Source organism: Treponema sp. UBA6852 (assembly GCA_002449305.1).
Lineage (GTDB): Bacteria > Spirochaetota > Spirochaetia > Treponematales > Treponemataceae > Treponema_D.
The window spans coordinates 92,063-116,534 of sequence record DKDI01000018.1; the positions used below are offsets into that span (position 1 = coordinate 92,063).

At 38.3% G+C, this 24,472-nt stretch carries 24 protein-coding genes; 18 read left to right on the forward strand and 6 right to left on the reverse strand.

Features of this window, described 5'->3' with window-relative positions:
- Window positions 1-34: 34 nt before the first annotated feature.
- On the reverse strand, window positions 35-412 hold the full coding sequence (locus tag B3209_RS04710) for a NusG domain II-containing protein (protein WP_296664777.1): 378 nt from the start codon (window positions 410-412) through the stop codon (window positions 35-37).
- Window positions 413-523: 111 nt separating this feature from the next.
- Between B3209_RS04710 and B3209_RS04715 the strand changes: the two genes are divergently transcribed.
- The 6 genes from B3209_RS04715 to B3209_RS04740 all read left to right on the forward strand — a co-directional run bounded on the left by B3209_RS04715 (window position 524) and on the right by B3209_RS04740 (window position 5,566).
- Window positions 524-1,237 carry a rhomboid family intramembrane serine protease gene (locus B3209_RS04715; RefSeq protein WP_296690001.1) on the forward strand — a complete coding sequence of 238 codons (714 nt, stop codon included), beginning with the start codon at window positions 524-526 and terminating at the stop codon, window positions 1,235-1,237.
- A gap of 83 nt (window positions 1,238-1,320) precedes the next feature.
- Window positions 1,321-2,403 (forward strand): 6-phosphofructokinase, encoded by a 1,083-nt coding sequence (locus B3209_RS04720; protein WP_295798769.1) that lies wholly within the window; start codon window positions 1,321-1,323, stop codon window positions 2,401-2,403.
- Window positions 2,393-3,244 carry an alpha-hydroxy-acid oxidizing protein gene (locus tag B3209_RS04725; protein WP_296664772.1) on the forward strand — a complete coding sequence of 284 codons (852 nt, stop codon included), beginning with the start codon at window positions 2,393-2,395 and terminating at the stop codon, window positions 3,242-3,244. Before B3209_RS04720 ends, B3209_RS04725 begins: the two co-directional genes overlap by 11 nt.
- Before the next feature lie 8 nt (window positions 3,245-3,252).
- Entirely contained in the window at window positions 3,253-3,909 is a 657-nt protein-coding gene (locus B3209_RS04730) for an ECF transporter S component (RefSeq protein WP_296664770.1), read from the forward strand.
- A gap of 54 nt (window positions 3,910-3,963) precedes the next feature.
- Window positions 3,964-4,731 (forward strand): TrmH family RNA methyltransferase, encoded by a 768-nt coding sequence (locus tag B3209_RS04735; protein WP_296664767.1) that lies wholly within the window; start codon window positions 3,964-3,966, stop codon window positions 4,729-4,731.
- Between the two features lies 1 nt (window position 4,732).
- Window positions 4,733-5,566 carry a phosphatase PAP2 family protein gene (locus B3209_RS04740; protein WP_296664764.1) on the forward strand — a complete coding sequence of 278 codons (834 nt, stop codon included), beginning with the start codon at window positions 4,733-4,735 and terminating at the stop codon, window positions 5,564-5,566.
- A gap of 118 nt (window positions 5,567-5,684) precedes the next feature.
- Here the strand turns inward: B3209_RS04740 and B3209_RS04745 are convergent, their stop codons facing one another.
- Complete coding sequence (locus B3209_RS04745) at window positions 5,685-6,683, reverse strand: methyl-accepting chemotaxis protein (RefSeq protein ID WP_296664762.1); 999 nt, start codon at window positions 6,681-6,683, stop codon at window positions 5,685-5,687.
- A gap of 338 nt (window positions 6,684-7,021) precedes the next feature.
- Here B3209_RS04745 and B3209_RS04750 point away from each other — a divergent pair, with 338 nt between their 5' ends.
- A complete protein-coding gene (locus tag B3209_RS04750; protein WP_296664760.1) occupies window positions 7,022-7,918 on the forward strand; it encodes a GerMN domain-containing protein in 897 nt (298 codons plus the stop codon).
- Window positions 7,919-7,920: 2 nt separating this feature from the next.
- Here B3209_RS04750 and B3209_RS04755 read toward each other — a convergent pair whose 3' ends face one another.
- On the reverse strand, window positions 7,921-8,976 hold the full coding sequence (locus B3209_RS04755; RefSeq protein ID WP_296664758.1) for a hypothetical protein: 1,056 nt from the start codon (window positions 8,974-8,976) through the stop codon (window positions 7,921-7,923).
- Between the two features lie 25 nt (window positions 8,977-9,001).
- Window positions 9,002-10,813 carry a proline--tRNA ligase gene (locus B3209_RS04760; RefSeq protein WP_296664756.1) on the reverse strand — a complete coding sequence of 604 codons (1,812 nt, stop codon included), beginning with the start codon at window positions 10,811-10,813 and terminating at the stop codon, window positions 9,002-9,004.
- Window positions 10,814-10,967: 154 nt separating this feature from the next.
- Here B3209_RS04760 and fliS point away from each other — a divergent pair, with 154 nt between their 5' ends.
- The 9 genes from fliS to mnmA all read left to right on the forward strand — a co-directional run bounded on the left by fliS (window position 10,968) and on the right by mnmA (window position 20,345).
- Window positions 10,968-11,426, forward strand: a complete 459-nt coding sequence (fliS, locus tag B3209_RS04765; RefSeq protein ID WP_295798189.1) for a flagellar export chaperone FliS — start codon at window positions 10,968-10,970, stop codon at window positions 11,424-11,426.
- Between the two features lie 57 nt (window positions 11,427-11,483).
- Window positions 11,484-11,972, forward strand: coding sequence for a flagellar biosynthesis protein FlgN (locus B3209_RS04770; RefSeq protein ID WP_296664754.1), 489 nt, complete (start codon window positions 11,484-11,486; stop codon window positions 11,970-11,972).
- A gap of 21 nt (window positions 11,973-11,993) precedes the next feature.
- The gene (locus B3209_RS04775; RefSeq protein ID WP_296664752.1) at window positions 11,994-12,629 is read left to right on the forward strand and encodes a TetR/AcrR family transcriptional regulator; all 636 of its coding nucleotides are present in this window, start codon (window positions 11,994-11,996) and stop codon (window positions 12,627-12,629) included.
- A 61-nt stretch (window positions 12,630-12,690) separates the two neighbouring features.
- Window positions 12,691-14,793 (forward strand): toprim domain-containing protein, encoded by a 2,103-nt coding sequence (locus B3209_RS04780; RefSeq protein WP_296690003.1) that lies wholly within the window; start codon window positions 12,691-12,693, stop codon window positions 14,791-14,793.
- Window positions 14,794-14,803: 10 nt separating this feature from the next.
- Window positions 14,804-16,783, forward strand: coding sequence for a DNA topoisomerase IV subunit A (locus B3209_RS04785; RefSeq protein WP_296690004.1), 1,980 nt, complete (start codon window positions 14,804-14,806; stop codon window positions 16,781-16,783).
- Between the two features lie 22 nt (window positions 16,784-16,805).
- Complete coding sequence (locus B3209_RS04790) at window positions 16,806-17,708, forward strand: hypothetical protein (RefSeq protein WP_296690006.1); 903 nt, start codon at window positions 16,806-16,808, stop codon at window positions 17,706-17,708.
- On the forward strand, window positions 17,692-18,279 hold the full coding sequence (locus tag B3209_RS04795; RefSeq protein ID WP_296690008.1) for a YigZ family protein: 588 nt from the start codon (window positions 17,692-17,694) through the stop codon (window positions 18,277-18,279). Before B3209_RS04790 ends, B3209_RS04795 begins: the two co-directional genes overlap by 17 nt.
- Window positions 18,270-19,067: a histidine phosphatase family protein gene (locus B3209_RS04800; RefSeq protein ID WP_296690009.1), complete on the forward strand. Its 798-nt coding sequence runs from the start codon at window positions 18,270-18,272 to the stop codon at window positions 19,065-19,067. The genes B3209_RS04795 and B3209_RS04800 overlap by 10 nt, the downstream gene beginning before the upstream one ends.
- Before the next feature lie 57 nt (window positions 19,068-19,124).
- Window positions 19,125-20,345: a tRNA 2-thiouridine(34) synthase MnmA gene (gene mnmA / locus B3209_RS04805; RefSeq protein ID WP_296690011.1), complete on the forward strand. Its 1,221-nt coding sequence runs from the start codon at window positions 19,125-19,127 to the stop codon at window positions 20,343-20,345.
- A 113-nt stretch (window positions 20,346-20,458) separates the two neighbouring features.
- On the opposite strand, the gene B3209_RS04810 is transcribed toward mnmA, so the two are convergent.
- Window positions 20,459-21,322 (reverse strand): M23 family metallopeptidase, encoded by an 864-nt coding sequence (locus B3209_RS04810; RefSeq protein WP_296690012.1) that lies wholly within the window; start codon window positions 21,320-21,322, stop codon window positions 20,459-20,461.
- A 26-nt stretch (window positions 21,323-21,348) separates the two neighbouring features.
- The gene (locus B3209_RS04815) at window positions 21,349-22,413 is read right to left on the reverse strand and encodes a hypothetical protein (protein ID WP_296690014.1); all 1,065 of its coding nucleotides are present in this window, start codon (window positions 22,411-22,413) and stop codon (window positions 21,349-21,351) included.
- Window positions 22,414-22,799: 386 nt separating this feature from the next.
- Here B3209_RS04815 and B3209_RS04820 point away from each other — a divergent pair, with 386 nt between their 5' ends.
- Window positions 22,800-23,042, forward strand: a complete 243-nt coding sequence (locus B3209_RS04820; protein ID WP_296690016.1) for a hypothetical protein — start codon at window positions 22,800-22,802, stop codon at window positions 23,040-23,042.
- Entirely contained in the window at window positions 22,978-24,318 is a 1,341-nt protein-coding gene (locus B3209_RS04825; protein ID WP_296690018.1) for a hypothetical protein, read from the forward strand. Before B3209_RS04820 ends, B3209_RS04825 begins: the two co-directional genes overlap by 65 nt.
- Window positions 24,319-24,472: the final 154 nt, after the last annotated feature.

The following is a 24,472-nucleotide window of genomic DNA, read 5'->3' on the forward strand; positions in this document are numbered from 1 at the left end:
CAAAAGGATAGTCCTGATATTATTGCTGCGGATTTTAGTTTGAAACCGCATCGAAACTGTTTTGTTTGCTTTTTCCTTCTATTGTAATAAATATTCCGTTTGGCAGGCAGGCAGCCCATTGTCCGTTTGTGCTTATTTCTCCGCTTTGAATGCAGTTTTTGTTTTCGCAAGGTGAATCTATAAATTTTGCTCTTCCGTTTTCAACTTGAATTGAACTTTCTCCCAAAAGCCCTTTGAATTTATAAATTCCGTCTTTTGCAAGGCTGTAAACAAATTTTTCTTTTGGAGTTTGCACAAAAAGTTCCGCCGCCTTTTCGTTTTTTTTTCTGAACAAATTGAAAAATGAAAGGAAAATCACAATTAAAAAAATCAGAATAAAAACGATGTCAAATAATTTCAAGCGCAAGTTCATATAGTTTTTTTTTACATTAACTTTAAATAAAAGTCGAGATGTTTTTCATCTTGCATACCGTAATTTTTTTAATCTGAAATTTCTGCGGAAATCTGCCGAAATATTTAAAATATGGCTAAGAAAAATTCTTTGAAAGTTGTTTTTGATTCTCCGGTTGTTCTTGTTTTTTCTGTTGTTTCGGCGGCGGTTTTTATTGCTGACTTGATTTTTAAGCTCAATCTTTCCGAAAAAATTTTTGAATGTCCTGGGGCAAAATCTGTTCCTGCGTTTGACTTTAAATCAGCGTTGGATTATGCAAAGCTTGTTATTTATCCGTTCAGCGGTGAAAACTCAACTTCTTTCTTTTTGAATACTGGATTCATTCTTTTGCTTGGTCCTGTTTTGGAAGAACGTTATGGCTCGGTTATGCTTGCACTTATGATTTTTATAACTTCCCTTGTTGGCGGAGTGCTGACAGCTTGCGTTTCAACGTTTGGAATTTCTGGATGCGGCGGAATTGTTTTTATGATGATAATTCTTTCGGTGCTTTCCGTGTTTATAAAAAAACAGCTTCCAGTTTCATGGATTTTTATTTTTGTCCTTTATCTTGCGTTTGCTCTTGCCAGCGGAAAAAAGATTTCAGGATTTATGCCGTTTATGCAGGAAAGCGTTCCTGTTTTTATTCAGCTTGCTTCTGGAATTTGTGGAAGCCTTTTTGGATTTTTTGTCTGCCCAAAGAAACGTTCTTCTCAAAGCCAGAAAAAACAGCAGGAAAAAACAATTGAAAGCGAACCGGAATATTCTTCTAGCAGCGATGAAACTATAGTCGGAAATATTAGCTTGTAGAAAAATTTCTTTTAACTTGTTTTTAACTTTTGCGATATGCCTTTGTCTTTTCTAAATGCAATAATTGAGATATAATTCAGTTCATGGAATGCAAGGTAAAAAGATTTGGAATTCTTACAAGCGGCGGAGATGCGCCTGGACTTAATGCTGCAATAAGGGCTTTGTGCCGTGCCGCAAAAAATCAGTACAATATGGAAGCTGTGGGAATTTTCAACGGCTACCGCGGACTTATAAATGGAGACATGAAGGTTCTTTCTGAAAACGAGCTTTCTGGTCTTATTGCTCAGGGCGGAACAATTCTTGGAACTTCAAGAGAAAAGCCTTTTAAAAATCCTGTTGTAAATGAAGCGACTGGTCTTTTGCCTGTTGAAGCCATAAAAGAAAACTACAAAAAATGGAATCTTGATGCGCTTGTTTGTATCGGCGGAAACGGAACAAATACAACTGCAAGTCTTTTGTTTCAGTCTGGCCTGAATGTAATTGGGCTTCCAAAAACAATAGACAACGACATTGAAGGCTCTGACGTAACGTTTGGATTTTATACAGCTTTGGATGTTGCGACTGATGCGATTGACAGAATTCACACCACAGCCTGCAGCCATGGCAGAGTTATGATTGTTGAAATCATGGGACACAAAGCCGGCTGGCTCGGACTTTATTCAGGAATCGCAGGCGGCGGAGATGCTATTTTGATTCCAGAAATTCCTTACGACATAAATAGCGTTGCAAAAAAAATAAAAGAACGCAAATCTGCTGGAAAAAACTTTTCAATTGTTGTTGTTGCGGAAGGTGCAAAGTCAAAAGAAGAATCCTTGCTTGACAAAAAAGCTTTTAAAAAGGCGAGGGCGGCAATGCAGTGTTCCATAGGCGCAAGAGTCGCAAAGGAACTTGAAGATGCAACTGGATTTGAATGCCGCGCGACTGTTGTTGGCTACTTGCAGCGTGGAGGTACGCCTTCTCCTTATGATCGCCTTCTTTCCACGCAGATTGGAGCTGCTGCCGCTGATTTTCTTGCTCAGGAAAAATTCGGAAATCTTGTTGCTGTTCAGAACGGAAAAATAAAGCCAGTTCCGCTTGACTACGTTGCTGGAAAAGTAAAAAATATTCCTCTTGATCATCCTATGATAAAAACTGCAAGAGACTTGGGTATTTGCCTTGGAGACTAATTTTAAATGCCGGTTCTGCTCTGAATGTCTTGGTTTTGGCTGTACTGGCGAACTTCCCGGAATGGGCGGTGTGAATGCAAATAGAAATTTCATCTTGAATTGCGCCGCTTGGAAGAAATTAGAGTTCGGTCCGTTTGATTTTGGCAAAAAAGAAATACGGCTTGCCCCAATGACTGGTGCTGTTGAAAATGTCGGCTACTTTGACGAAAAGAAATTTTACTTTGACTTGATAGACGAATGCTCAAAGTTTGGAATAAAGCTTAGCATTGGCGATGGTGTTCCAGACACAAAATTAAAATGGGGAATTGAAGCCGTTCAGTCGGTTGGAAAAAAAGCGGCAGTTTTTATAAAGCCTTACGCCAACAAAAAAATTCTTGAGCGTTTTGAGTGGGCGCAAAATATTTCTGAATACTGCGGAATTGATATTGACGCATACAACATTGTAACAATGCGGAACAAAGTTCAGCTTGAAAAAAAAGATTCGTCTTTGCTGATTGAGCTGAAAAAATATTTTTCAAAAAAAGGAATTCCGTTTGTAATAAAAGGAATTTTTACAGACGAGGATTTGCAGCTTGTTAAAGAAGTAAAGCCGGATGTTGCTTTTGTTTCAAATCACGGTGGACGCATTGAAACACGGGAAGGCAGCTCTGCGGAATTCCTTGTTGAAAACTTTAAAACGCTAAAGTCAAATTGCGCAGAACTTTGGGTGGACGGTGGAGTCCGCACCTGGAACGATGTGTTCAAGGCGCAAAGCTATGGTGCTTCTGAAATTCTTGTTGGTCGTCCTTTTGCTTCTGCGCTTTGCAAAAAAAAATCTTTTGATAACATTTTAAAAAATTGAGGTAATAAATGAAAAACGAAAATAATTCCATGAACTACAAAATTGCCATGGCAGGAGCTTTTTCTGCGCTCAGCATAATTTTAAGTTTTACGCCGCTTGGATACATTCAGCTTGGAAACGCAATCCAAATAACTTTAATGCACATTCCTGTAATTCTTGCAACTCTTTTGGCTGGGCTTATTCCGGGGCTTGCAACTGGATTCGTCTTTGGCGTTTCTAGCCTTGTAAAAAATCTTATGCTTGGAGCCGCGGCAAGTCCGTTTTTTATGAATCCACTTGTTTCTGTTTTGCCTCGCCTTCTTTTTCCTGTTGCTGTCTGGGCGATTTTTACTTTGCTCAATTTTATTCCGCACATGCCAAAATTTATAAGCGTTGCTTTTTCCGCTGCCCTTGGAACTTTTGTTCATACTGTTTTAGTTATGGGCGCGATTTTTATTTTGTTTGGAGATAAACTTCTTCTGATGGTTCTTGGCGCAATTGAAAAGATTGGAATCAGCACAGAAAATATTTCCGGATTCAAGGCTTTTGCGGCAATTATTGCAACAACGATGATTACAAACGGAATTTTTGAAGTTATTTGCGCGGTTGTTCTTTCATGCGCTGTTCTTGGAAGTGTTTATGTCGCTGGCTCTAGGAAGTCAAAGATTTCAAAATTTGAAGAATAATTTTTATTGTAAAACAGAATTGAATTTTTATTTTCTTACGGATATATTTTTGCTATGAAAAACACTCAAAGAAATGAACTTGCAGTTTGCGGTTTTGCCGCTGTAAAAACATTGGAAAAAATTAACAGCCAGAAAATCCGCCGTTTATATTTTATGGAAGAAAAAGCTCCTCTCTTTGGCGGGCTTTGCAAGAAAATGGCTGCCTCAAAACGTCCTTACAATAAAGTTGCAGATTCTGTTGAGCTTGAGAAACTTTGTGGAAGTGTTCATCATCAGGGAGTTGTCGCAATGATTGACACTCCTGTAATTTTTCCGCTCAATACAGATATTACTGCGCGCTGGGTTGAACAAAAAGAAGACGCTGTGATTCTTGACCGTGTTGGAAACGCAAATAACCTTGGCGCAATTGTAAGAAGCGCAGCGTTTTTCGGCATAAAGAATATTGTAATTCCATTGGATGAATCTCAGTCTTCAATTACAACCAGCAGCTACCGAGTTGCAGAAGGCGGAATGGAATTTGTAAACATTTATTCTGTAAGATCAATTCCATTTTTACTCAAAGACATGAAAGGAAAAATGGCTCGCTTTGGAACTTCACTAAAGGCGCAGAACAAAGTTTCAGAAATGAAATCGCTTTGCCAGGAAAAACCGACTTTAGTTGTGCTTGGAAACGAAGAAAAAGGAATTAGCGAAGAAGTTGCCCAGAACTGCGATTCACTTGTAATAATTCCTTTTGCAGGAATGGGAGAAGCCGGACCTAAAGTTGACAGTTTAAATGTTGCTCAGGCGGCTTCTGTAATAATGTACGAGCTTAAAAAATAAAATGAAAAGGCATTTGTTTTCAATTGTTCTTTTTTTGTTTTTTGCAAAGATTTTTGCGCAAACAGAAAATTCTCCGTTTAAACTAACACCAGTGGACGGAATTATTCTTGGAGCAGGAATTTCTTTTACAGCTTCTGCAATTATTGCTGAAAAAACATTGGACTTTCCTGAGTATACAGAGCGAAGCTACGATTTACATTCAGTCAATTTTGTGGACAGAAAACTTTCCCAAAAATACAATCATACTCTCGACAACCTTGGAACTGCAACTTGCGCCGTGAATCTTGCCCTTCCGTTTGCAGTTTATGGAGCAGGATTTTTCAACGATGTTTTTTCCGCGGAAGATTTTCTTACGCTGACTACAATGTATATTGAAGCGTATCTTTTCGACTATGGCGCGAAAAATTTTTTGAAGATGGGAATAAGAAGAGTCCGGCCTTATATGTATTATGACGGCTACCCGACAGACAAACTTGACGACTATGACTTTGAGTTTTCAAGTCCAAGCGGACACACAACGGATTCTTTTTTGGGCGCAGGATTTCTTTCGTATACATTTTGCCGTTATTTTCCTGAATCAAAATGGAAAATTCCTGTAGTTGCGGCATCTTACTCAGTTGCTATTGGAACGGCGGCTTTGAGAATCGCAAGCGGAAATCATTTTCTTACTGACACAATTTTTGGCGCGGCACTTGGCACTGTCTGCGGAATTGGAGTCCCGCTTTTGCATGAGCTTATCGCTTCGCATTCAGAAAAAAAAGAAACAGCATTCAAAAAAGGAAGCGTGCATTTTTCTGTAACGCCAGTTTCAGTGAATTGGAAAATCGCCCTTTAAAACATTGTCATAAATATAGATTCTCGCATCAAGTGTGGAATGACAGAAAATCAAGCAATGAAATGCGGTGGAACAATTTGTCATTGCCGGGCTTGACCCGGCAATCTAATGAATAACATCAATAATTTTCCTTTATTACGACCGACCATTCTTTGCCTTTGTAAGAGTTGTAGCCTGGAGTTTTTGAATATCCAAAAACTTCAAGCGCTCTGCTGGTTTTGTTTGTGTAGAATCCCATTTTTTGTCCTTGCGAAATATGATTGAATGCTTCCCAGTCCGCAAGGTGTCTTTTTAAAATTTCATCCTTGTTTTTTGAAGCTATTACAAGTCCGTCTTTGTTTATAATGAATATTTCGCCTGAATGAGAAACTTTTGCGCTTGAAATTATGTTCAGTATGAATTTCCAGTTGAACCTTGTTGAAATTATTCCTACAATTGTTCCGTCTTGGGCGCGCACAGGACAACTGTACGAAACTGTCCAGTCTTTTACAGATTCAGAGTAGTACATATCTGAATAAGTTGTGCTTTGGGATTCAGAAGTTTCCTTGAACCATTTTGTGTTCTGCATTGAGCGTCCGCGCAAATTTTTGTTTACGCCCACGCATACAACTGTTCCGCTTGTGTCTGTAAGAAGAATGTCGTGGTAAACTTCATAGATTCTTACAAGATTTTCTATTGTATGTTCTGCGGAGCGTCTTTTTTCTTCAGTAGGATTTGCAAGGCAGTCGATTATTTTTCCGAATGTTGCCCAAGCCTGAACATCGCAGTAACGCTCAAAAAGGTTTCGGTCAACTTTGTCGATTGTGTCGAACGCCATTTCCGCAGTTCTTATTCCAATCAGCTTGTGCATTTTTGTTTCAATTTGGTCAACGACTTTTTGGCACGTCTGGTTTTGCGTGTCGTTTTTTTCTGATATATTTTTTATTTCGTTTGCAATTACGCGGAATCCTTTTCCAACTGTTCCAGCCCTTGCCGCTTCAATTGAAGAGTTGAATGAAAGAATTCTTATGTTTTGCGACTCGTTGTATATTTCATTGAGCGAGCTGTGCAAGGATTCGTAATCTTGAATAAGCCCGTCAAAAACCGTGCTTAGCTTTTCTGATTTTGTGTCTTCCATTTTATTTCTCCTATAAAAAGTTAAGAGTAAAACTTCAGTTTTAGGATTAACTTTTTATTGCAATTTCGTAACAAAGTGAGAAATTGCAGTAGGATAAGAAAGTTTGCAATGCAAACTTATAAAGATAAAAACAGACGCCATTTCCGGCTGTTTTTATCTTATCTCCTATATCCGCTGAAAAAAAATGGGACTGCGCACCAAGTAAAGTACACAGCCCCATTGCTATATTGTTCTATTATAATGAAAATAAAATAACTTTCAATAGAACATAAAAAACTCGCAGCGTCTATTCCATGTCATTATTGAAAATTTAGACTGTCTAGTTTATACTCATTTCTATGTCGGAAAAAAATGCAAAGAAAAAGAGAACGGGAATCGGGCTTGCGCTTTGGGTTTTGGCAGCTCTGCTCATTCTTATAATTTTCCTTATAAATCAAGATAAAATTGCAAGCAACTTAAAGGCGACTGGTTTTTTCAATAAGACTGGCTTAAAGACTCCTGAATTTGTAGAAAAGGCGGAAGTAAAAAACTCTTCTGTTGCTGACAAAAATGAAGTTGCTCCTATTGAAACTATTGAAATTGACTTGAACGGTGTTGGCTCTCATGTTGAAGAAGAAAGCGCGCAATCATCAGCTCAGGAAAATATATACGAAAATGTCAAGGCGCAGAACGACACTGCAAAAAAACAGCAGGAATCCGCAGTTGAGGAAAAAATAAATTCCAAGACAGAAAAAAAAGAATCCGCGCAGAAAACAGAAGAAAAAGAAACAACAATAAGAAAAGAAGTTTCTGTAAAAACCGAGCCAAAGATTTCCAGCATGAAGCTTAAGCTTTATTTTATGACAATAAACAGCGATGGTTCAGTTTCAAGAAAAGAAATTACCCGCGAAATGAAAAAGTCCGACAGTCCGCTTATGGATGCAATAAATGCCTTGATAAAAGGTCCGGTCGCTTCTGAAGAAAATTCCGGCTGCCGTTCGCTCATCTCTGAAAACACAAAGCTTATCGGCGCTTCTGTAAAAAATGGAACTGCCATTTTGAATTTTAGCGGCGACTTTGAATTTAACCAGTACGGAATTGAAGGTTTGCGCGGACAGCTTCAGCAGATTGTCTTTACTGCGACTGCGTTTCCGACTGTTGAAAATGTTCAGTTTTTGGTGGACGGCGAAAAGAAAGAATACCTTGGCAGCGAAGGCGTTTGGATTGGCACTCCGCTAAACCGTAACAGTTTTTAGTTCTACTGGGAAACTTTGTAACTTTCAAGAATTTTTGTAAAGTAGCTTCTGTTTTTCTGATAAACGCTGTCGAATATTGTAAGTGTAAGAAGTGAAATTGTGCCGTCTTTGTTCTGTGTGATAATTTTAAAGTCGCGGGTTACGTTTTCTGATTCAGGCTGATAAAAAACATTCATCACAGAAATTTCGTTTTCAGTTATTGTAATTTTTCTTTGCGGCGCAATTGAATATGATAAGTCTGTGCTTTGGCAAAGGCGGCGCAAAAGGCTGTCTAGCGCATGATTTTTTTGCTCTTTTGGAACTGCCATTGTTGTCATTGAAAGAATTGCAAAGTCCTCAAGAAGCCACAAGTTTTCCATTGACTGCTTCCACATTTTGTCCAGCGTGATTTTCTGAGCGCCAAATTCCGCCGCAAGCTCTTCCGCCTTTATTTTTTTGAAGCTGCGTTTTTTGTCTTTTGGAAGTCCTTCAATTCCTTTAAAGAGCGCGAAACTTTCGTCAGTTGAAGACATAAGATGTCCTGCAGTTTCCATTGAAAAAATGCTTTGACCATCGGATGCTTTTATTTCTTCAATGTTGAAAATTGGAACATAAGGATTGAACAGAATGTTTACGTTTCCGCCGAACTGATGAAAATCCTGCTGGCTGTTTATTTTTTTGCATGAGTCAAGATTTTCTTTTTGCCTGCGCGAAGTGAATTCGTAAAACAAGTCGTGCAGGTAATTTATGATTTCTGTGTCTTGTTCGGATGTTGCGCCTTGGATTTTTTCTCCTGTAAATTCCATTCCGGTTTTTGACTCAGGATTTACAGAAACATAAATTGTGATGTCTTTTTCAGGCGTGCTGTTTTTTTCATCGGCAGGAGAATAAAAACGTGCGGCGTAAGTACTTTCATTGTAAAAAAGAAATCCTACGATGGATTCATTTTTAAAGCTTCTGTCCTTGTAGTAAACATATTCCCCGGAAATATCAGGAATATACTGCTTTGTTCCCGGAAGAGAAAATGAAGAGAAAGACGCAATAAAAATAAATGTCAAAGTCAGGATTATTCTTTTCAATGTTTTTTCCTTTGCAAGTCAGTTTTTATGAATTCAGTTTGTCGAATTCAGCCTTTACAATTTCGCTGGCTTTTGCGGCGGCATTTTCAAGCGGAACAAGTTCTGCCTGTTCACTTGAGCGCATTTTTATTTCTATGTTCGGAAGATTTTTGTCTCCAACTGTAATTCTTACCGGGAAGCCGATTAAATCCATGTCGTTGAATTTTACGCCAGGACGTTCATCGCGGTCGTCAAGCAAAACTTCAACACCAGCTTTTAAAAGCTCGTCATAAATTTTGTCTGCCGCTTCTTTCATTGCTCCGCTGTATTTTATTGGAACAATTGCAACTTGGTAAGGTGCGGTTGACATCGGCCAGATAATTCCGCGGTCATCGTGGAAAGATTCAATAATTGAAGCAAGAACACGGTCAACTCCGATTCCGTAGCAGCCCATAGTTGGAACAGCAGACTTTCCGTTTTTGTCAAGGTAAGTCACGTTCATTGACTCTGTGTATTTTTTTCCAAGCTTGAAAATGTGTCCAAGCTCGTTTCCTTTTGTTGTGTAAAATGGCTTTCCGCAGACAGGGCAGATGTCTCCGGCTTTTGCAGTTCTAAGGTCGGCTGTTTTCCATGCAGAAAAATCTCTGCCGTATTCAACGTGGACAAAATGTGTGTCGGCTTTGTTTGCCCCTACAAGGAAGTCATGCATGTCAAGCACGGAATTGTCTGCGATTACAGGCACACTTGAAAGATTTATAGGTCCTGCGAATCCTACTGGCGCGCCTGTGATTTTTGTGTCTTCTTCTGCAGTTGCAAGTTCCACTTCTGACGCTTTTAGGAATCCTGCGAGTTTTGCTTCGTTTATATCAAGGTCGCCTCTTATACAGACCGCAACAAATACTTCAGGATAAAATTTTATGTTTCCTTCTGTAATTGTCTTTAAATTTTTGCAGCAGTCAAGTTCGCTAAGATCAAGGCAGACATTTGTGGCTTTGTAAATCAACGTTTTTAAAAGCTGATGCTTTGAGCATTTTAAATGTTTTTCCAAGTCGTCGATTGTTCCAACATTTGGAGTGCTGATTGGCTCGTAATTTTTTTCTGTTGCCTTTACAGGATTTCCGTCTATGTCAACTGGAATGTCTTTTGCGCATGAAGCTTTTTCAACGTTCGCCGCATATCCGCATTTGCACAAAATGAGCGTGTCATCTCCGATTTCGCTTTCAACCATAAATTCTTCAGAGCCGCTTCCGCCCATTGCGCCTGTGTCCGCTTTTACAGTTATTACATTCAGTCCAAGACGCTTAAAAATTCTAAGATATGCTTTTGCGTAAGCCTGATATGACTGGTCAAGAGATTCGTCGTCAGCGTTGAGAGTGTAGCCGTCCATCATGTTGAATTCACGACCGCGCATAACTCCGTATCTAGGTCGGATTTCATCTCTGTATTTCGTGTTTATCTGATAGCAGTTTATAGGAAGTTGCTTGTAGCTTGTAAGTCCCTGTCGCATAATTGCCGTGTATGCTTCTTCTGCTGTCGGGCTTACAACCATATCCTGCTGCTGTCGGTTTTGCGCTTTTAGCATTTGCGGTCCCATTGTTTCCCATCTTCCGCTTTCTTTCCAGATGTCTCCGGGAACAATTACAGTCGGCTTAAATTCCATTGCGCCCGAAGCTTCAATTTCTTCCTTGATAATTTTTTCAAGTTTTCTGTATGCTCTTAAACCGAGCGGCATATATGTGTAAAGTCCGTTTCCGAGTTTTCTGATTAAGTCGGCTCGCATCATAAGCTGATGGCTAGAAATAATTGCTTCTGACGGAGAATCACGAAGCGTCCTGAATGGAATTTGTGAAGTTTTCATAATCGGATATTTTAGTGAAATTCAAGTCTATGTTCAATATTTTGTCTTCTATAAAATGTGCACTGTTTTGCTAAAGTCGTTTTCTAAAATTCCGATAATCGAAAGTAGCAGTCTTGTTTTTGCAAAGCAGAAGCAAAGCTATGGGAGGAAAAAAATGGCGTATGGAAGCAATCCTTATGGCGGGTTCAGCGCATACCGGGAAATCGGAGTGAAAACTGCCAGCCAAGGAAAACTTGTTGTAATGCTTTATGACGGTGCTGTTTCAAATTTGGAAAAAGCGATTGCATTGATTTCTGAAGACGGAAAAATTGCTCCAAGCAGCATTGAAAATTTTGGAAACTATCTGCAAAAAGTTATGGACATAATCACAGAGCTTGAAGTGAGCCTTAACATGGAGCAGGGTGGCGAAATTGCAAAAAATCTTATGTCGCTTTACGTTTTCTTTAACAAGCAGATTCTGGATTCCACAATAAGCCATGACAAGAAAAAGCTTTCGTTTGTTCGTGATATGCTTTCCCAGCTTCAGGACTCTTGGATTTCGGCTTCAAACAGCACTGCAAATGCCCAGACAAAAATTCCGGGAGCTGCGCCATCGCTGAATATAACAGGATAATTTTAGCTGCAAGTTCACTTTGAATTTGCTGAATTATTTTTGATGCGGAGAAATTTTATGGAACAAAAAATTAGTAAAGAAGAACTTGACGAGCGTGTTGCGATTCTTAAAAAATTCAAAATGCTTCTTGAGCAGCAGAGAAAAAAGTTTCAGGAATATTTAAAAGTTCTGGAAGCTCAGGAAAATAAAATTACAGAAGAAGATTCTGATTCCTTGATTGCGCACAGTGAACTTGAAGCGCAGATTGTTCAGGGAATTGGCTCATTGCAGAAAGTGATTGTTCCAATGCAGGAGCTTTACAATAAATCTGGAGCGGCTTTTTATAATCCAAAGGAAGCTTTGCCTGTTTCGCAGATTCAAAATGATTTGTCCAAACTTCAAAGTCAGGTGCTTGCCCAGAATGAAAAAAACCGTTCGCTTTTAAAAGTTAGAATGGTTCAACTTAAAAAGCAAATTTCAGATTTTAGAAATCCGTATCGTTCTTTGAATTCAATCTATGCGCAGAAGTCTTCTTCGGCTGGAACAAGAATTCAAGTTGAAGTTTAAAATTTTATAAAGAGAAAAATTATGTCGGCAACAAAAAAAATTACTAAAAATATGATAGTTGATGCTGCCTTGGAAATTTTTAGGGCAGAAGGATTCGATGCTGTTACATCTCGCCGTGTTGCTCTTAGACTTGGATGTTCAACGCAGCCTATTTATTTTGAATACAAAAACATGGACGAGCTTAAAGACGACATTGTAAAAAAAGTTGTCAGTCAGCTTAATGAGATTTTCAGTTCTGTATCTAATGAAGGTAAAGAAGATCCCAATGAATTTGTTTACCGTTCATACGGTCTTGCATTTTTGAAATTTGCGCAAACCGACCCTTTTGTTTTTAGGCAGATTTATATTGTGGACGGAAAAATCGGAAGACAAGTTGACGATTTTTGGATGCCGAAAGGTATAGACATTCTTGAAAATAAATATGGTTACAAAAAAGAAACAGCGATTGCAATTAACAAAATGGCATCTTGCTCTTTGATGGGAATGGCGGTTTTTACTAGTTCCGGCTATAAGAAAACTTCAGAAGAGGAAATTTTAAAAAGCCTTGAAATTCTTTTTGCTTCTGTTTGCGCTGTTTATGGTCCGCCTCCAAAGCTTATGAAAATCGAAAAATTTAGAAATCACTTTGAAAAACTTATGGCAAGCTTTAAAAAATAGAAATACAACTGAATTTTTCTTACATTGAAGAATTTTATTTTATGCATTAAAATAGAGCGTTATGGGTGGAAAAACTGAAAAAAAAACTTCGGCAGTAAAAAAATCATCTGCAAAAATTTCAAAGGCTTCTAAACCTGAGCCAAAGCAAAAAGCTACAAAAACAGTGGCAAAATCTGAATCAAAAACTGCAAAGACAGCAGCAGTAAAAAAATCCGCTGCAAAAGAAAAAGTTCCCGCAAAGAAAATTCCGGCGCTAAAAAAATCAGAAATAAAGAAAGAGACAAATGTTGTTTCAAAAACCCCTGACGTTTCTGTTGTAAAAGCCTCCGCAAAGCCAGTTGCCTTAAAAAGCAAAGACTACGGCGATGATAAAATTATTCACCTTGATGCGCTTGAGCATATTCGCTTGCGCTCCGGAATGTACATCGGACGGCTTGGCGACGGTTCAAATCAGAACGACGGAATTTATATTTTGCTGAAGGAAGTTGTTGACAATGCCATTGATGAATTTATCATGGGCTTTGGTAAAAAGATTGAAATCGAAGTAAAAGAAAACCGTGTAAAAGTCCGCGACTATGGACGTGGAATTCCGCTTGGAAAAGTTGTTGAATGCGTTTCAGAAATTAATACCGGCGCAAAATACAATGATGATGTTTTTCAGTTTTCAGTTGGAATGAACGGAGTTGGAACAAAAGCCGTAAACGCTCTTTCTTCTTATTTCCGCGTAGTTTCTGTTCGTGCAGGCCAATGCGCAGAAGCTATTTTTGCGCAAGGAAAACTTGTAAGCCAGCGTTCTGGAAATTTAAAGCAAAAGCAGCCGGACGGAACTTATTTTGAATTTGTTCCTGATGAAGCGATTTTTGGAAAATACAATTTCAACATGGAATTTGTTGAAAAACGAATTTGGAATTATGCTTATTTAAATGCAGGACTTACTTTAAAGCTCAATGGTCAGGAATACAAAAGCGATAACGGACTTTTTGATTTGCTTAACAAAGAAATTGAAGGAACTTCGCTTTATGCAATAGGAAGCTATCAGGGAGAGCGGTTGAAGTTTGCCTTTACGCACACAAATAGCTACGGTGAAAATTATTTTTCATTTGTAAACGGCCAGTACACGGCAGACGGTGGAACTCATCTTGCAGCTTTTAAAGAAGGATTTGTAAAAGGAATAAATGATTTTTACGGAACTTCATATAAAAGCGAAGACATCCGCGAAGGAATGGCGGCCGCAGTTCTTGTAAAAGTCAAAGATCCTGTTTTTGAAAGCCAGACAAAAAACAAACTTGGCAACACGGATATTCGACAGTGGATTGTTTCGGAAACTCAGAGCGGACTTGATGACTGGCTGCACCACAATCCTGAGGCTGCAAAAAAAATTCAGGAAAAAATTCAGGCAAATGAAAAGCTCCGCACAGAACTTAGCGCGGTAAAAAAAGAAGCCAAAGAAGCCGCAAGAAAAATCAGCATAAGAATCCCAAAGCTAAAGGACTGCCGTTTTCATATTCAGGACGGCGCAAAAGGCGAAAACAGCATGATTTTTATAACCGAGGGAGATTCTGCTTCCGGCACGATGACTCATTCACGCAATGCCGATTATCAGGCGATTTTTAGTTTGCGCGGAAAGCCTGAAAATATGTACGGAAAAAAACAAAGTGAGATTTATAAAAACGACGAGCTTTACCAGCTGATGATGGCGCTTGGAATTGAGCAGGATGTTGAAAATCTAAAGTATTCAAAAATTGTAATTGCAACCGATGCTGATAACGATGGTTTCCATATTAGAAATCTTGTGATGACATTTTTCCTTGGATATTTTGAGGAGCTTGTAACTTCAGGCAGAATTTTTATTTTGGAAACACCGCTTTTCCGTGTAAGAAATAAAAAGGAAAATATTTATTGCTACAGCGAAGAGGAGCGCGACAAGGCACAGAAAAAACTTGGTGCTTCTGCGGAAACAACGCGATTCAAAGGACTTGGAGAAATCAGCCCGTCGGAATTTAAAGATTTTATTTCGCCGGAAACAATTCATCTTACGCCTGTTGAAATAAGCCAGCTTAAAATGGTGCCCAAGCTTCTTTCATTCTACATGGGAAAAAACACGCCTGAGCGAAGGGCTTTTATTGAAAAACATTTGCTTAGCAATGCTGACATCGATGCATAAGGATTTTTAAATGGCATTTGTAAAAAACTTATTCGACAAGAATTTTATAGAATACGCAAGCTACGTTATCCGCGACCGTGCGATTCCTGATTTGGAAGACGGACTAAAACCTGTTCAGCGCAGAATAATGCACACGCTTTTTAACATTGACGATGGCAGAATGCACAAGGTTGCAAGTGTTGTTGGCGACTGTATGAAATTTCATCCGCACGGAGACGCTTCGATTGGAGCTGCGCTAGTTGTTCTTGCAAACAAAGAAATTTTTATTCAGCGTCAGGGAAACTTTGGAAACCTTTACACTGGCGACACAGCTTCTGCTTCCCGTTACATTGAATGCTGCGTTCATCCTCTGGCGAAAAAATTTTTGTACAATCCGAATATTACAGAATATGTTCCAAGCTACGACGGACGAAGCAAAGAGCCTGTTGCTTTCCGTGCAAAAATTCCAGTTGTTCTTCTTGGCGGTGCGGAAGGAATTGCAGTTGGAATGTCCACAAAAATTCTTCCGTACAATATTAAAGAAGTTCTTGATGCCGAAATAAAAGCCTTGCGTGGCGAGCCGTTTGAAATTTATCCTGATTCTCCAACCGGCGGTCTTATGGATGTAAGCAATTACAATGATGGAAACGGAAAAATAATTACACGTGCAAAATTCGATTTGAGCGACGAAAAGAAGATTGTTATAACAGAACTTCCGCTTGAAACAACTTCCAAAGATTTGCTTGATTCAATTGATGCGGCTTATAAAGCTGGAAAAATAAAAATCAGTTCAGTTGAAGATTTTACAACTGACCACTGCAATATTGAAATAAAGCTTCCGCGAGGCGTTTATTCTAAAGACGTGGAAAAGGCTTTGTATGCGTACACTTCTTGCGAAAAATCAATTGCTTGCCAGATGCTTGTTATAAAAGAAAATATGCCGGTGGCAATGACGGCTACGGAAATTATAAAATATTACGCAAAAAAACTTACTGGCATTATAAAAGACGAACTTGAATTTGAACGCGGCTCTTTAACGGAAGAACTTCATCAGCGCACGCTTGAGCGTATTTTTATTGAAGAGCGGATTTACAAATCCATTGAACAAATGAAAACTGCCGAAGCTGTCAACAAAGCTGTTAAAGACGGATTTGTTCCTTTTAAAGATGAGCTTATAAGAGAAGTTACGGATGAAGATGTTGAAAAGCTTTTAAAAATTCCAATCAGACGAATTTCGCTTTTTGATATAAATAAAAACCGTGATCAGGTAAAGGCTATCAATGAACGTTTAAAAGAAATTGCGCGTCGGCTAAAGCATTTAACTGATTGCGCTGTTGAATATCTTGGTGGAATTCTTGATGAACTTAAAAAATTTTCCGCGCTAGATCCAAAGCAAGACCACACAGCGATAAGCCCTGCGCTTCTCGAACGGCAGACAAAAATAACTTCATTTTCCGCAGTTGATGTAAAGCAGATTGTTCAGCGTGATACTCCGTTGCGGTATGATGAAAAAGGCTATCTTGGAACTTCTGTTAACGGCGGACGGGAAATTTTAAAAGTGACTCCTTTTGACAGAATTCTCATTGTGCGCAAGAGCGGACTTTGGAGTGTTTGCGATGTGCCGGATAAACTTTTTGTTGACTCTGGAATTTGGTTTTGCAATTATGCAGACAAAGATATTATCAGCAAAATTCTTTTTACAATAATTTACCGTGATCCAAAAACAAAATACTGCTTTATAAAACGTTGCCGAATTTCTGGCTGGATTATGAACCGCGACTATAATTTTGTGCCAGACGGAATGGAAGTTCTTCACATTGATACAAGAGCTAAATTTAAATTTACTTTGAATTACACTAAAAAGCCTCGTGTAAAAATTACAGTCCAAGAATTTAAAGCGCAGGATTTTGAAGAAAAAGGTTTGAAGACTAACGGAATCCGGCTTGAATCCAAGGATGTTGATTCTATAAAAGTTGAAGATTCAGGTTTGCAGACGAAACTTGATTTATAAATTGTAAAACAGGAATAAAAAATTGGATAAGGAAAAATTAAAAAATCCTGAGTATAAAAGAATGTATCAGGTTTTAAGAGAGCGGCTGGCAAAAAATATTGCGCGTTCGGTTTTGCTGCTTTTGCTTTTTAATGTAATGCTGTCTTTTTTACTTACAAGTGGATTTTCTCCTGCAATGCTTTTTAACGGCTCTGCTATTGGATATGTAATTTCATTTGTTTTTACTTCGCTGATACTTATTGTTGTTTTTACGCTTGCCTATGGAATTGTTGCTGATTTTACAAATATTGTTCTTGGCAAAAAAAATTCTTCCGGAGGAATCTTCTGTGGTTTTTTTGAAAAGTCAAAACGTATATTTTATTCTTCAGTTTTTTTTACGCTTGTTGTAGTTTTTGTAGCGTTCGTATCTGCCGTATTGCTCTTTATATTTAAAGAAAAAATTATTTCCTGTTCAAGCTTTTTTGCTGAAGCATTTTCAAATGAAAACTTAAATCAGCTTGATTCTGAAAAGATTGCAAAGGCTTTTACTCTTGCACTTTTTTACACAGCGATTTTCTTTTTTGTTTTTGTATTTTGTTTTCTTCCGTTTATTTTTGTTTGGAATGCATTTCTTGAAAATAAAAAAATAGATTTAAAGGATGCAATTAAAAAAAGCCTTTTTGTTATCCGTGGAAGATATTTCCATTATCTGGGTTTTGTGATTTTTGTCTGCCTTAAAAATTTTGCAGTTTTATTTGTTGCGGTTTTTCTTAATGCAGTTCTTTCTGGAAAAAATAATTTTATTTCTCTTTTGCTCGGATTTTATGCGTTCCTTCAATATTATACAATTCTTGCAAAAATTTATTATTGTATTCCAATTTATTATTTTTCATTTTTGAGCGTTAACGGAATGATTGGCGGAGATAAAAATGAAGGTTCTTCTTGAAGAATCCAAAGCTGAGCTTATCATAAAAAATTCCCGCTTCATTTCAGAAGTTTTTCCTGTGGAAACTCAAGCGCAGGCAAGAGAAAAACTTCATGAGGTTAAGCAAAAATATTTTGATGCAACCCATGTAGTTCATGCTTTTTCTGTTGGTTTAAAATCTGAAACTTTTGGCATGAGCGATGATGGTGAGCCAAGCGGAACTGCCGGGCGTCCTGTTCTTGATGTTCTAAAAGGAAGCGGAATTACAAATATCTTGCTTACAGTAACAAGGTATTTCGGAGGAACACTTTTAGGAACGGGCGGACTTGTTCATGCATATAGTGAAAGTGCTAAACAAGTTCTTTCTGTTTGTAAAGCCGAACCTTATGTTGAAAAATCTTCATTTTCATTTTCGTGCGGCTATGATTTGTATCAAACTGTAAAACATTTGTTTGAGGACTTTAATATTTCAAATCTGACTGAAAACTTTGGAACCGACATTTCCATTCAGGGTGAAATTTTTCTATCTGAAAAAAATACTTTTCTTGAGCAAATAAAAAACATTTCAAAAGGAACAATAAAATGCATTTGATTTTTATTCGTCATGGAGATCCTGATTATTCAATTGATTCTGTTACAGAAAAAGGAAAACGTGAAATAGAGCTTTTGGGCAAGCGCATTTCAAAACTGAATGCAACAGAATTTTTTGTTTCGCCGATGGGACGCGCGCAGGCTACGGCAAAAGCTTGCTTAGAAAATATTCATGCAGATTTTTCAAAGCAGCCGATGAAAGTTTCAACAATGCCTTGGCTTAGAGAATTCAACTACGACATAAAAGATTTTAAAACCGGAAAAAACAGAATTGCATGGGACTGGCTTCCGCGCGATTATTTTGGCGAAAAAAAATATAAGGATGTCCAAAAATTTTTCCAAACAAAATCAATGAAAAGCGGAAACATAGAATTTCATTATAAGGAAGTTTGCCGCGGACTTGATGAGATTTTGGCATCTTATGACTACAATCGCATTGATTCAAAAATTCCTTTGTATAATTGTTTTCCGCATATTTCAAAAGAAGAATCTTTGATAGACACTCACATTGACCCTGAGCAAAAAGATTTGGATGAAAAAAATCTTGTTTTTATCTGTCATCTGGGCGTGATGTTTGTAATGCTAAGCCATCTTACAGGAATTAGCCCTGTTCAGCTTTGGCAGGGATTTTTTGTTGCTCCAAGTTCAGTTACAATTGTTGGTGCGGAAGAAAGAGTTCCCGGAGAAGTTGTTTTTAGAATTCAGCAGATGGGAGATGTAAGCCATTTAATCGGCGCAAATGAAAAAGTTTCTGCGTCTGGATTTTTTGGAAACTGTCTTTCCATTTAAAGAGATTTTTATTTTTGTAAAATTGAATTTTTTATTGATTCTATTTATACTTGCTTTATGAATTACAATTCAATGACTTATGAAGAACTTGAGCTTCCGAAGAAAGGCGACAGAGTTGTCGTGGGGCTTTCTGGCGGCGTTGATTCTACAATGACAGCAATGCTTTTAAAAGAAAAAGGCTGCGATGTAACTTGTGTTACAATGTCTTTGTGGCAAGAGGTTGATTTAAATCTGCCTGACGATTATAAAATTCCAGACAGCTGCTACAGCCCAAAGGAAGTTGAAGACATAGAGGAAAATAAAAAATTCTGCGCAGAACAAAATATTCCGTATATCGTTGTTGACGTTAAAGAAAAATATCAGCAGGAAGTAATAGAATATTTTAAGCGCGAATACAGAAACGGCCGCACTCCAAATCCGTGCATAAGATGCAACCGCTTTATAAAATTTGGCGCGATGCTTTCCGGCTTAAAAGACTTGGGAATTGAATACGATTATTTTTGCACAGGGCATTATGCAAAAGCCGTGCGCGGAACAGAACCTCTTTTTTCAGTTTATGGAGAAAATGCTTCAAAAGATGAAAGGGGAAAATGCCGTCCAGTTCAAATTCACACTGCGCTTGATATTACAAAAGACCAGGCTTATTTTTTGTACAGAATCCCGAGCGAGATTTTAGAGAAAGTCCGTTTTCCGCTTGCAAGCTTTAACAAAAAAGAAGTTTTTAAAATGGCCCGTGAACGCGGATTAAAGGCCGCTGAAAAAGAAGAAAGCCAGGATTTTATTCCGGCTCCAATGCTTGAATATATGTTTAAAGACAAGCCTTCTGTGCCAGGAGATTTTATTGATTTGGACGGAAAAGTTCTTGGCCGCCACAAAGGAATTGAGCATTATACAATCGGGCAGAGAAGAGGACTTGGAGTGAGCGCGCCTTATCCTCTTTATGTTGCTGAAATTGACAAGGAAAAAAATCTAGTTGTTCTTGGAAAAGACAGCGACTTGTTTTGTTCAGGTCTTATTGCAGACGATTTGGTTTGGCCTGCTGAATATGATCCTTGCTGTGAATTTGATGCGATGGTAAAAATCCGTCTTGCTTCAAAGCCTGTAAAAGCCCATGTTGCGCCTTACCAGCCGTTGGAAAATGAAGAGTTTTGCGGCAAAGCTTACAAAGTTGTATTCGATGAGCCTCAGCGGGCGGTTGCTCCAGGACAGTCAGTTGTTTTTTATAAAGACGGAATAACGCTTGGCGGCGGAATTATTTCAAAAGCAATAAAAGCCTAGTTGCTAACTAACTGTCATTCCCATGCTGCAACAATTGTCATTCTCCGGCTTGACCGGAGAATCTAGTAAATTTTTAGATTGCTGTATCCAGTCTGGCAATGACAATATTCAAATTAGTAAATGTCCAGTTTGTAGGAAATTGTTGAAGCTGAATTCAGGATGTTGACAATTGTAATTGTCAGTGTGCAAGAGCCTTTGTTCAGCTGAACAATTCCTGCCAGCTGCTTTGTGCTGTCTGGATAAATTTCTTTAATGCTGTAATGCTCGTTTCCTTTTACACAAAGTTTTCCACTGCTTTCCTTTAAAACATCGTAGGAAATATTTTCTACAGTTGCTCCGTTTACCGCTGTGATTGTTTTGTACGGAACTGCAACATTTTGGCGTGTTCTGTAAACGTAATATTTTCCTGCCGGCAATCTTCGTTCGTTCAAAAGATTGTGCGAAACTCCATTTTTATCTGTTAAAGTTATTGTTCCCATTGTAAGCGGAAGCTCTCTTCCTGCGCGCGGCATAAGAATTCTTGGATTTACAGCGGAATTGTTTTTTGAATCAAAGACTTTAAATTCAAGGCAGCTTTGTCCTTCTTGCCAGCCTGTGTTTCCGCTTGTCCCAAGAAATTCGCCAGACTCAACAAACTGCTTTTCTTCAATTTCTTTTGAAATTGAACTGTCATCAAGATTTGCATAAACTGTTGAAAGTCCATCTTCATGTGAAATAATTACGGAATTTCCCAGTGCGGATTCAAACCAGCCAAAGTCGTCGCTATGGTCTGAAATTATTGCGGTTATTCTTCCTTTGTCTGCCGCCTTGACTTCTGAAGGATCTTTAAAAATCAGCGAGGAATTTATTGTGCCTCCGCGGAGCTGTCCGAAATACGAATAGAATGAATCTGAATTAGTTTCTTTTTGCGGCCAGTCGAACGAAAATCCGCAGAAACTAAAAAATGCGCAGGTTAAAGTTAAAATTGTTTTTTTCATTTTTTTCTCCGCAAGAAACTATCTAGCTATTTTTTTGAAATTGAAATTTTTGAAATTTTTGTGTTCCGTCCAATGAAAAGAGAATCTTCATAAGTCTGAATAAATGAACATTCGCCTTCAAAGCTGAACGATGCCATTGGATAAACAAAAGATTCAAGAATTGTTACAGTGTATTTTTTTCCGTCTTTGCTCAAAACAAAAACAAGCTCATTGTTGTCAGAAAATTCTATTTGAGAAATTTTCCCTTTGATTGGAATTTTTTTGCTTGTGGATTTTTTTGAATTGACGATTCCAAGAAAATCTTTTCCGTTGAAATAAACGTAATCAGAATTGTTGTTGAATTTTACAAGCGTCTGGCGGGAAATGGAATTTTCAAGATACTCGTGGTAAATTACTTTTGAATGTCCGCCGTTTTTTTCTGCAACAATAAATCTTTGCTGATCTTGTCCTGAAACACAGGCGATTCTGTTTCCGTCTTCAGAAATTGCAACACCAAGAATCACATCGCAATTGCTTCCGCCAGGCGCAAATTTCTGGTCAATTTTTCCGTCCGGCAAAAAAGAAATTACAGTTCCGTCTGCGTATCCTGCGGCAGTTCCGTTTTTGCTTGATGAAAATGCGGTGATTGGCGAATAATGCTCGTAGTTCCATTCGCGTTTTCCTTCTGAATTGCATTTTACAAAAGAAGTTCCGCCCGGCTGCATTACAAAAATTCTATCTTGGTCAAAAAATGGAAATCCGGCTTCGTCAATTGTTCCAGCTAAAGTTCCGTCTGCGAAAAAAAAGTCGGTCTTTGTGCCGCTTGCCCCGAATGTTGCATACCATTTTTCTGAAACTGTTGATTTAAAAGGAAATGTTATTGCTGAAACAATTTTTCCGTCTGCTGTAAAATATCCTATGTTCTGGGAAAGTTTAAACGGAATCTTTTTTGCATCATTTGAATTTTCTTGAATATGTGAAATGTCTTCTGTCCATTCCGGTGTAAAATGAATTTCTTGGCCCATTGGCTGCACTGAAAAAATAATGTACAAGGCGCAAAATATAACGGCTATAGGAACAAGCAGATTCTTTTTTTTCTTATTAAAATTCATAATAGGCTATTCTATAGAAAGCAATGATAATTTTCAATGCCATTGAATTTTGCAAGGAAGCCGTTTTGTTTGTAAAAAGATTACGCAATAAAAAAGTTAAAAAAAATGCCCTCAAATGCTGACAAACCAACTTTTTTGAATCATAATTATAATAAACTGTCATTCTTTATGCGGAAGATCTCCGGGTCAAGCCCGAAGATGACAAGGAAAAACAACTGTCATTCTCGCACTACGATGCTGCGATGTTTACGCAGTAAACTCGGTCAGGAATCTGAAATAGATTATCCGGTCAAGCCGGATAATGACATAGGATCAAGCTGGATAATGACAAGAAAACTGTCATTCCCGTGCAGCGACACGGGAATCTCTAACAAGGAGGAATCTTTATGAAAAAGCTAATTTTTTCTATTTTACCAGCATTTTTATTCGCATTTATTTCGTGCATGAACATGAGCTCTGGCTCTGGCGAAAACGGCTCTGTTCGTGTTGCCCTGCCCGGAAGCGCGCGTGCCACATACACTTACAGCAGCAGCAACGCAAACCAATACATTGTTCGCCTTTATAATGACGGCTTTGACCAAACCGAAGAAGGAACTGTGGGGGGGGGTAATAGAGTTTGGCGACCTTGAGCCTGGAAAATACACAGCCACAGCCGAAGCCTGGAACACATCTGAAAATCTTCTTGAAGGAAGCGGAAGCACAAAGATTACTGTAAAAGCTGGCGAAACCACCGACTGCAATATCAAAATGATTCTTGAGGGGCAAACTGCGTATTATTCAAAGTATATGCTCTTTTCTGATTATTCCGGCAATATGTACGCCTACGATTATTCAACTTGCTCACAAAAGAGAAAGTGGGAAAATTCTTACAATCTTGCAGAAGACAATAGTGGAAATGTTTATTATATGTATGTTGGAAAAAGCCCTACAGGTACTTATTATGACCCAAAAATAAGAATATTTAATGGTAATAATGATAGTGATGAATATGGATATGGAACTGCATTTTCAGAGGATACCAATTTTTCTCATACAAGTCTTTTTGATGCATATTATGACAGTACGACAGATACTTATTGGGTAGCTTATGCTTATTGGTCAAATCCAGGAAAGAAACTGTATCTATGTAAAAAAACAGATAAATATGCCTCAATTACAAAGACTGTTGGTGATTTTCCTTTTGCTTCTGCGTGCATTGCGACACAAGGAGAAAATTTTTATTATTCATTTAACAGCAGTGATGATACTAACCAGTGTCCAGATTCAATTGGCTATGCAACATTCGATTACACAACAAGTGGCGGCTCTGCAAATGAAATAGAGACAAAAACTTTAGCTGATTTTGGTGTTTCAGGCACAATAACAGACATAGCGGTTCTTGAAGACGGAACTGTGGCTGTTCTTGTAAACGACAAAAATTTAAATGCTGCAAATCAATTTGTTTTAGCTGATGGCGGCACAGTGTACAGCCGCGGCGCGCTTGTTCTTTTGTCTTCGGACTTGTCAAATTATAAAGTTCTAGGCTGGACAGATGATTCTTCAGTGAGAACAATAAGCGCAACTGGCTCAAGTTCTGGGTATAGTACAACATGGACTTCAATCACGGCATACATCCCAGAGTATGAGGAGCGCAATTCGCACTTTTACGGACCGCTTAAAATTGTCGCAATCCGCCCAAAAGAGCTTGTAATTGCAGACTGCGGCGCAAACTTTGTCCTGCCTGATTACAGCGGCAAAAAGAACGGAAAAATGTTCACGCACAACAGGCTTATGACTGTAAACCTGCGCAACTTTGCCATAAGCTGCAAAAAGGAATTCAGCGAAAGCGAAATAAAGTTTCAGAATCTGGATATTAGCGGCAGTTTGACAGTTGTTAGCAACTGGTCAGATGGAGTTGAAAAATAAAGTAACTAGCCCAAATGTCGAGTTTTGATAAGAACAGTAATTTATGTGTCATTCCCGTGCTACGACACTGCGATGTTTACGCAGTAAACTTGGTCAGGAATCTGTTGGAAATTTTCAATAGATTATCAACCGAGTTTCTTTCAGAAACATCGCA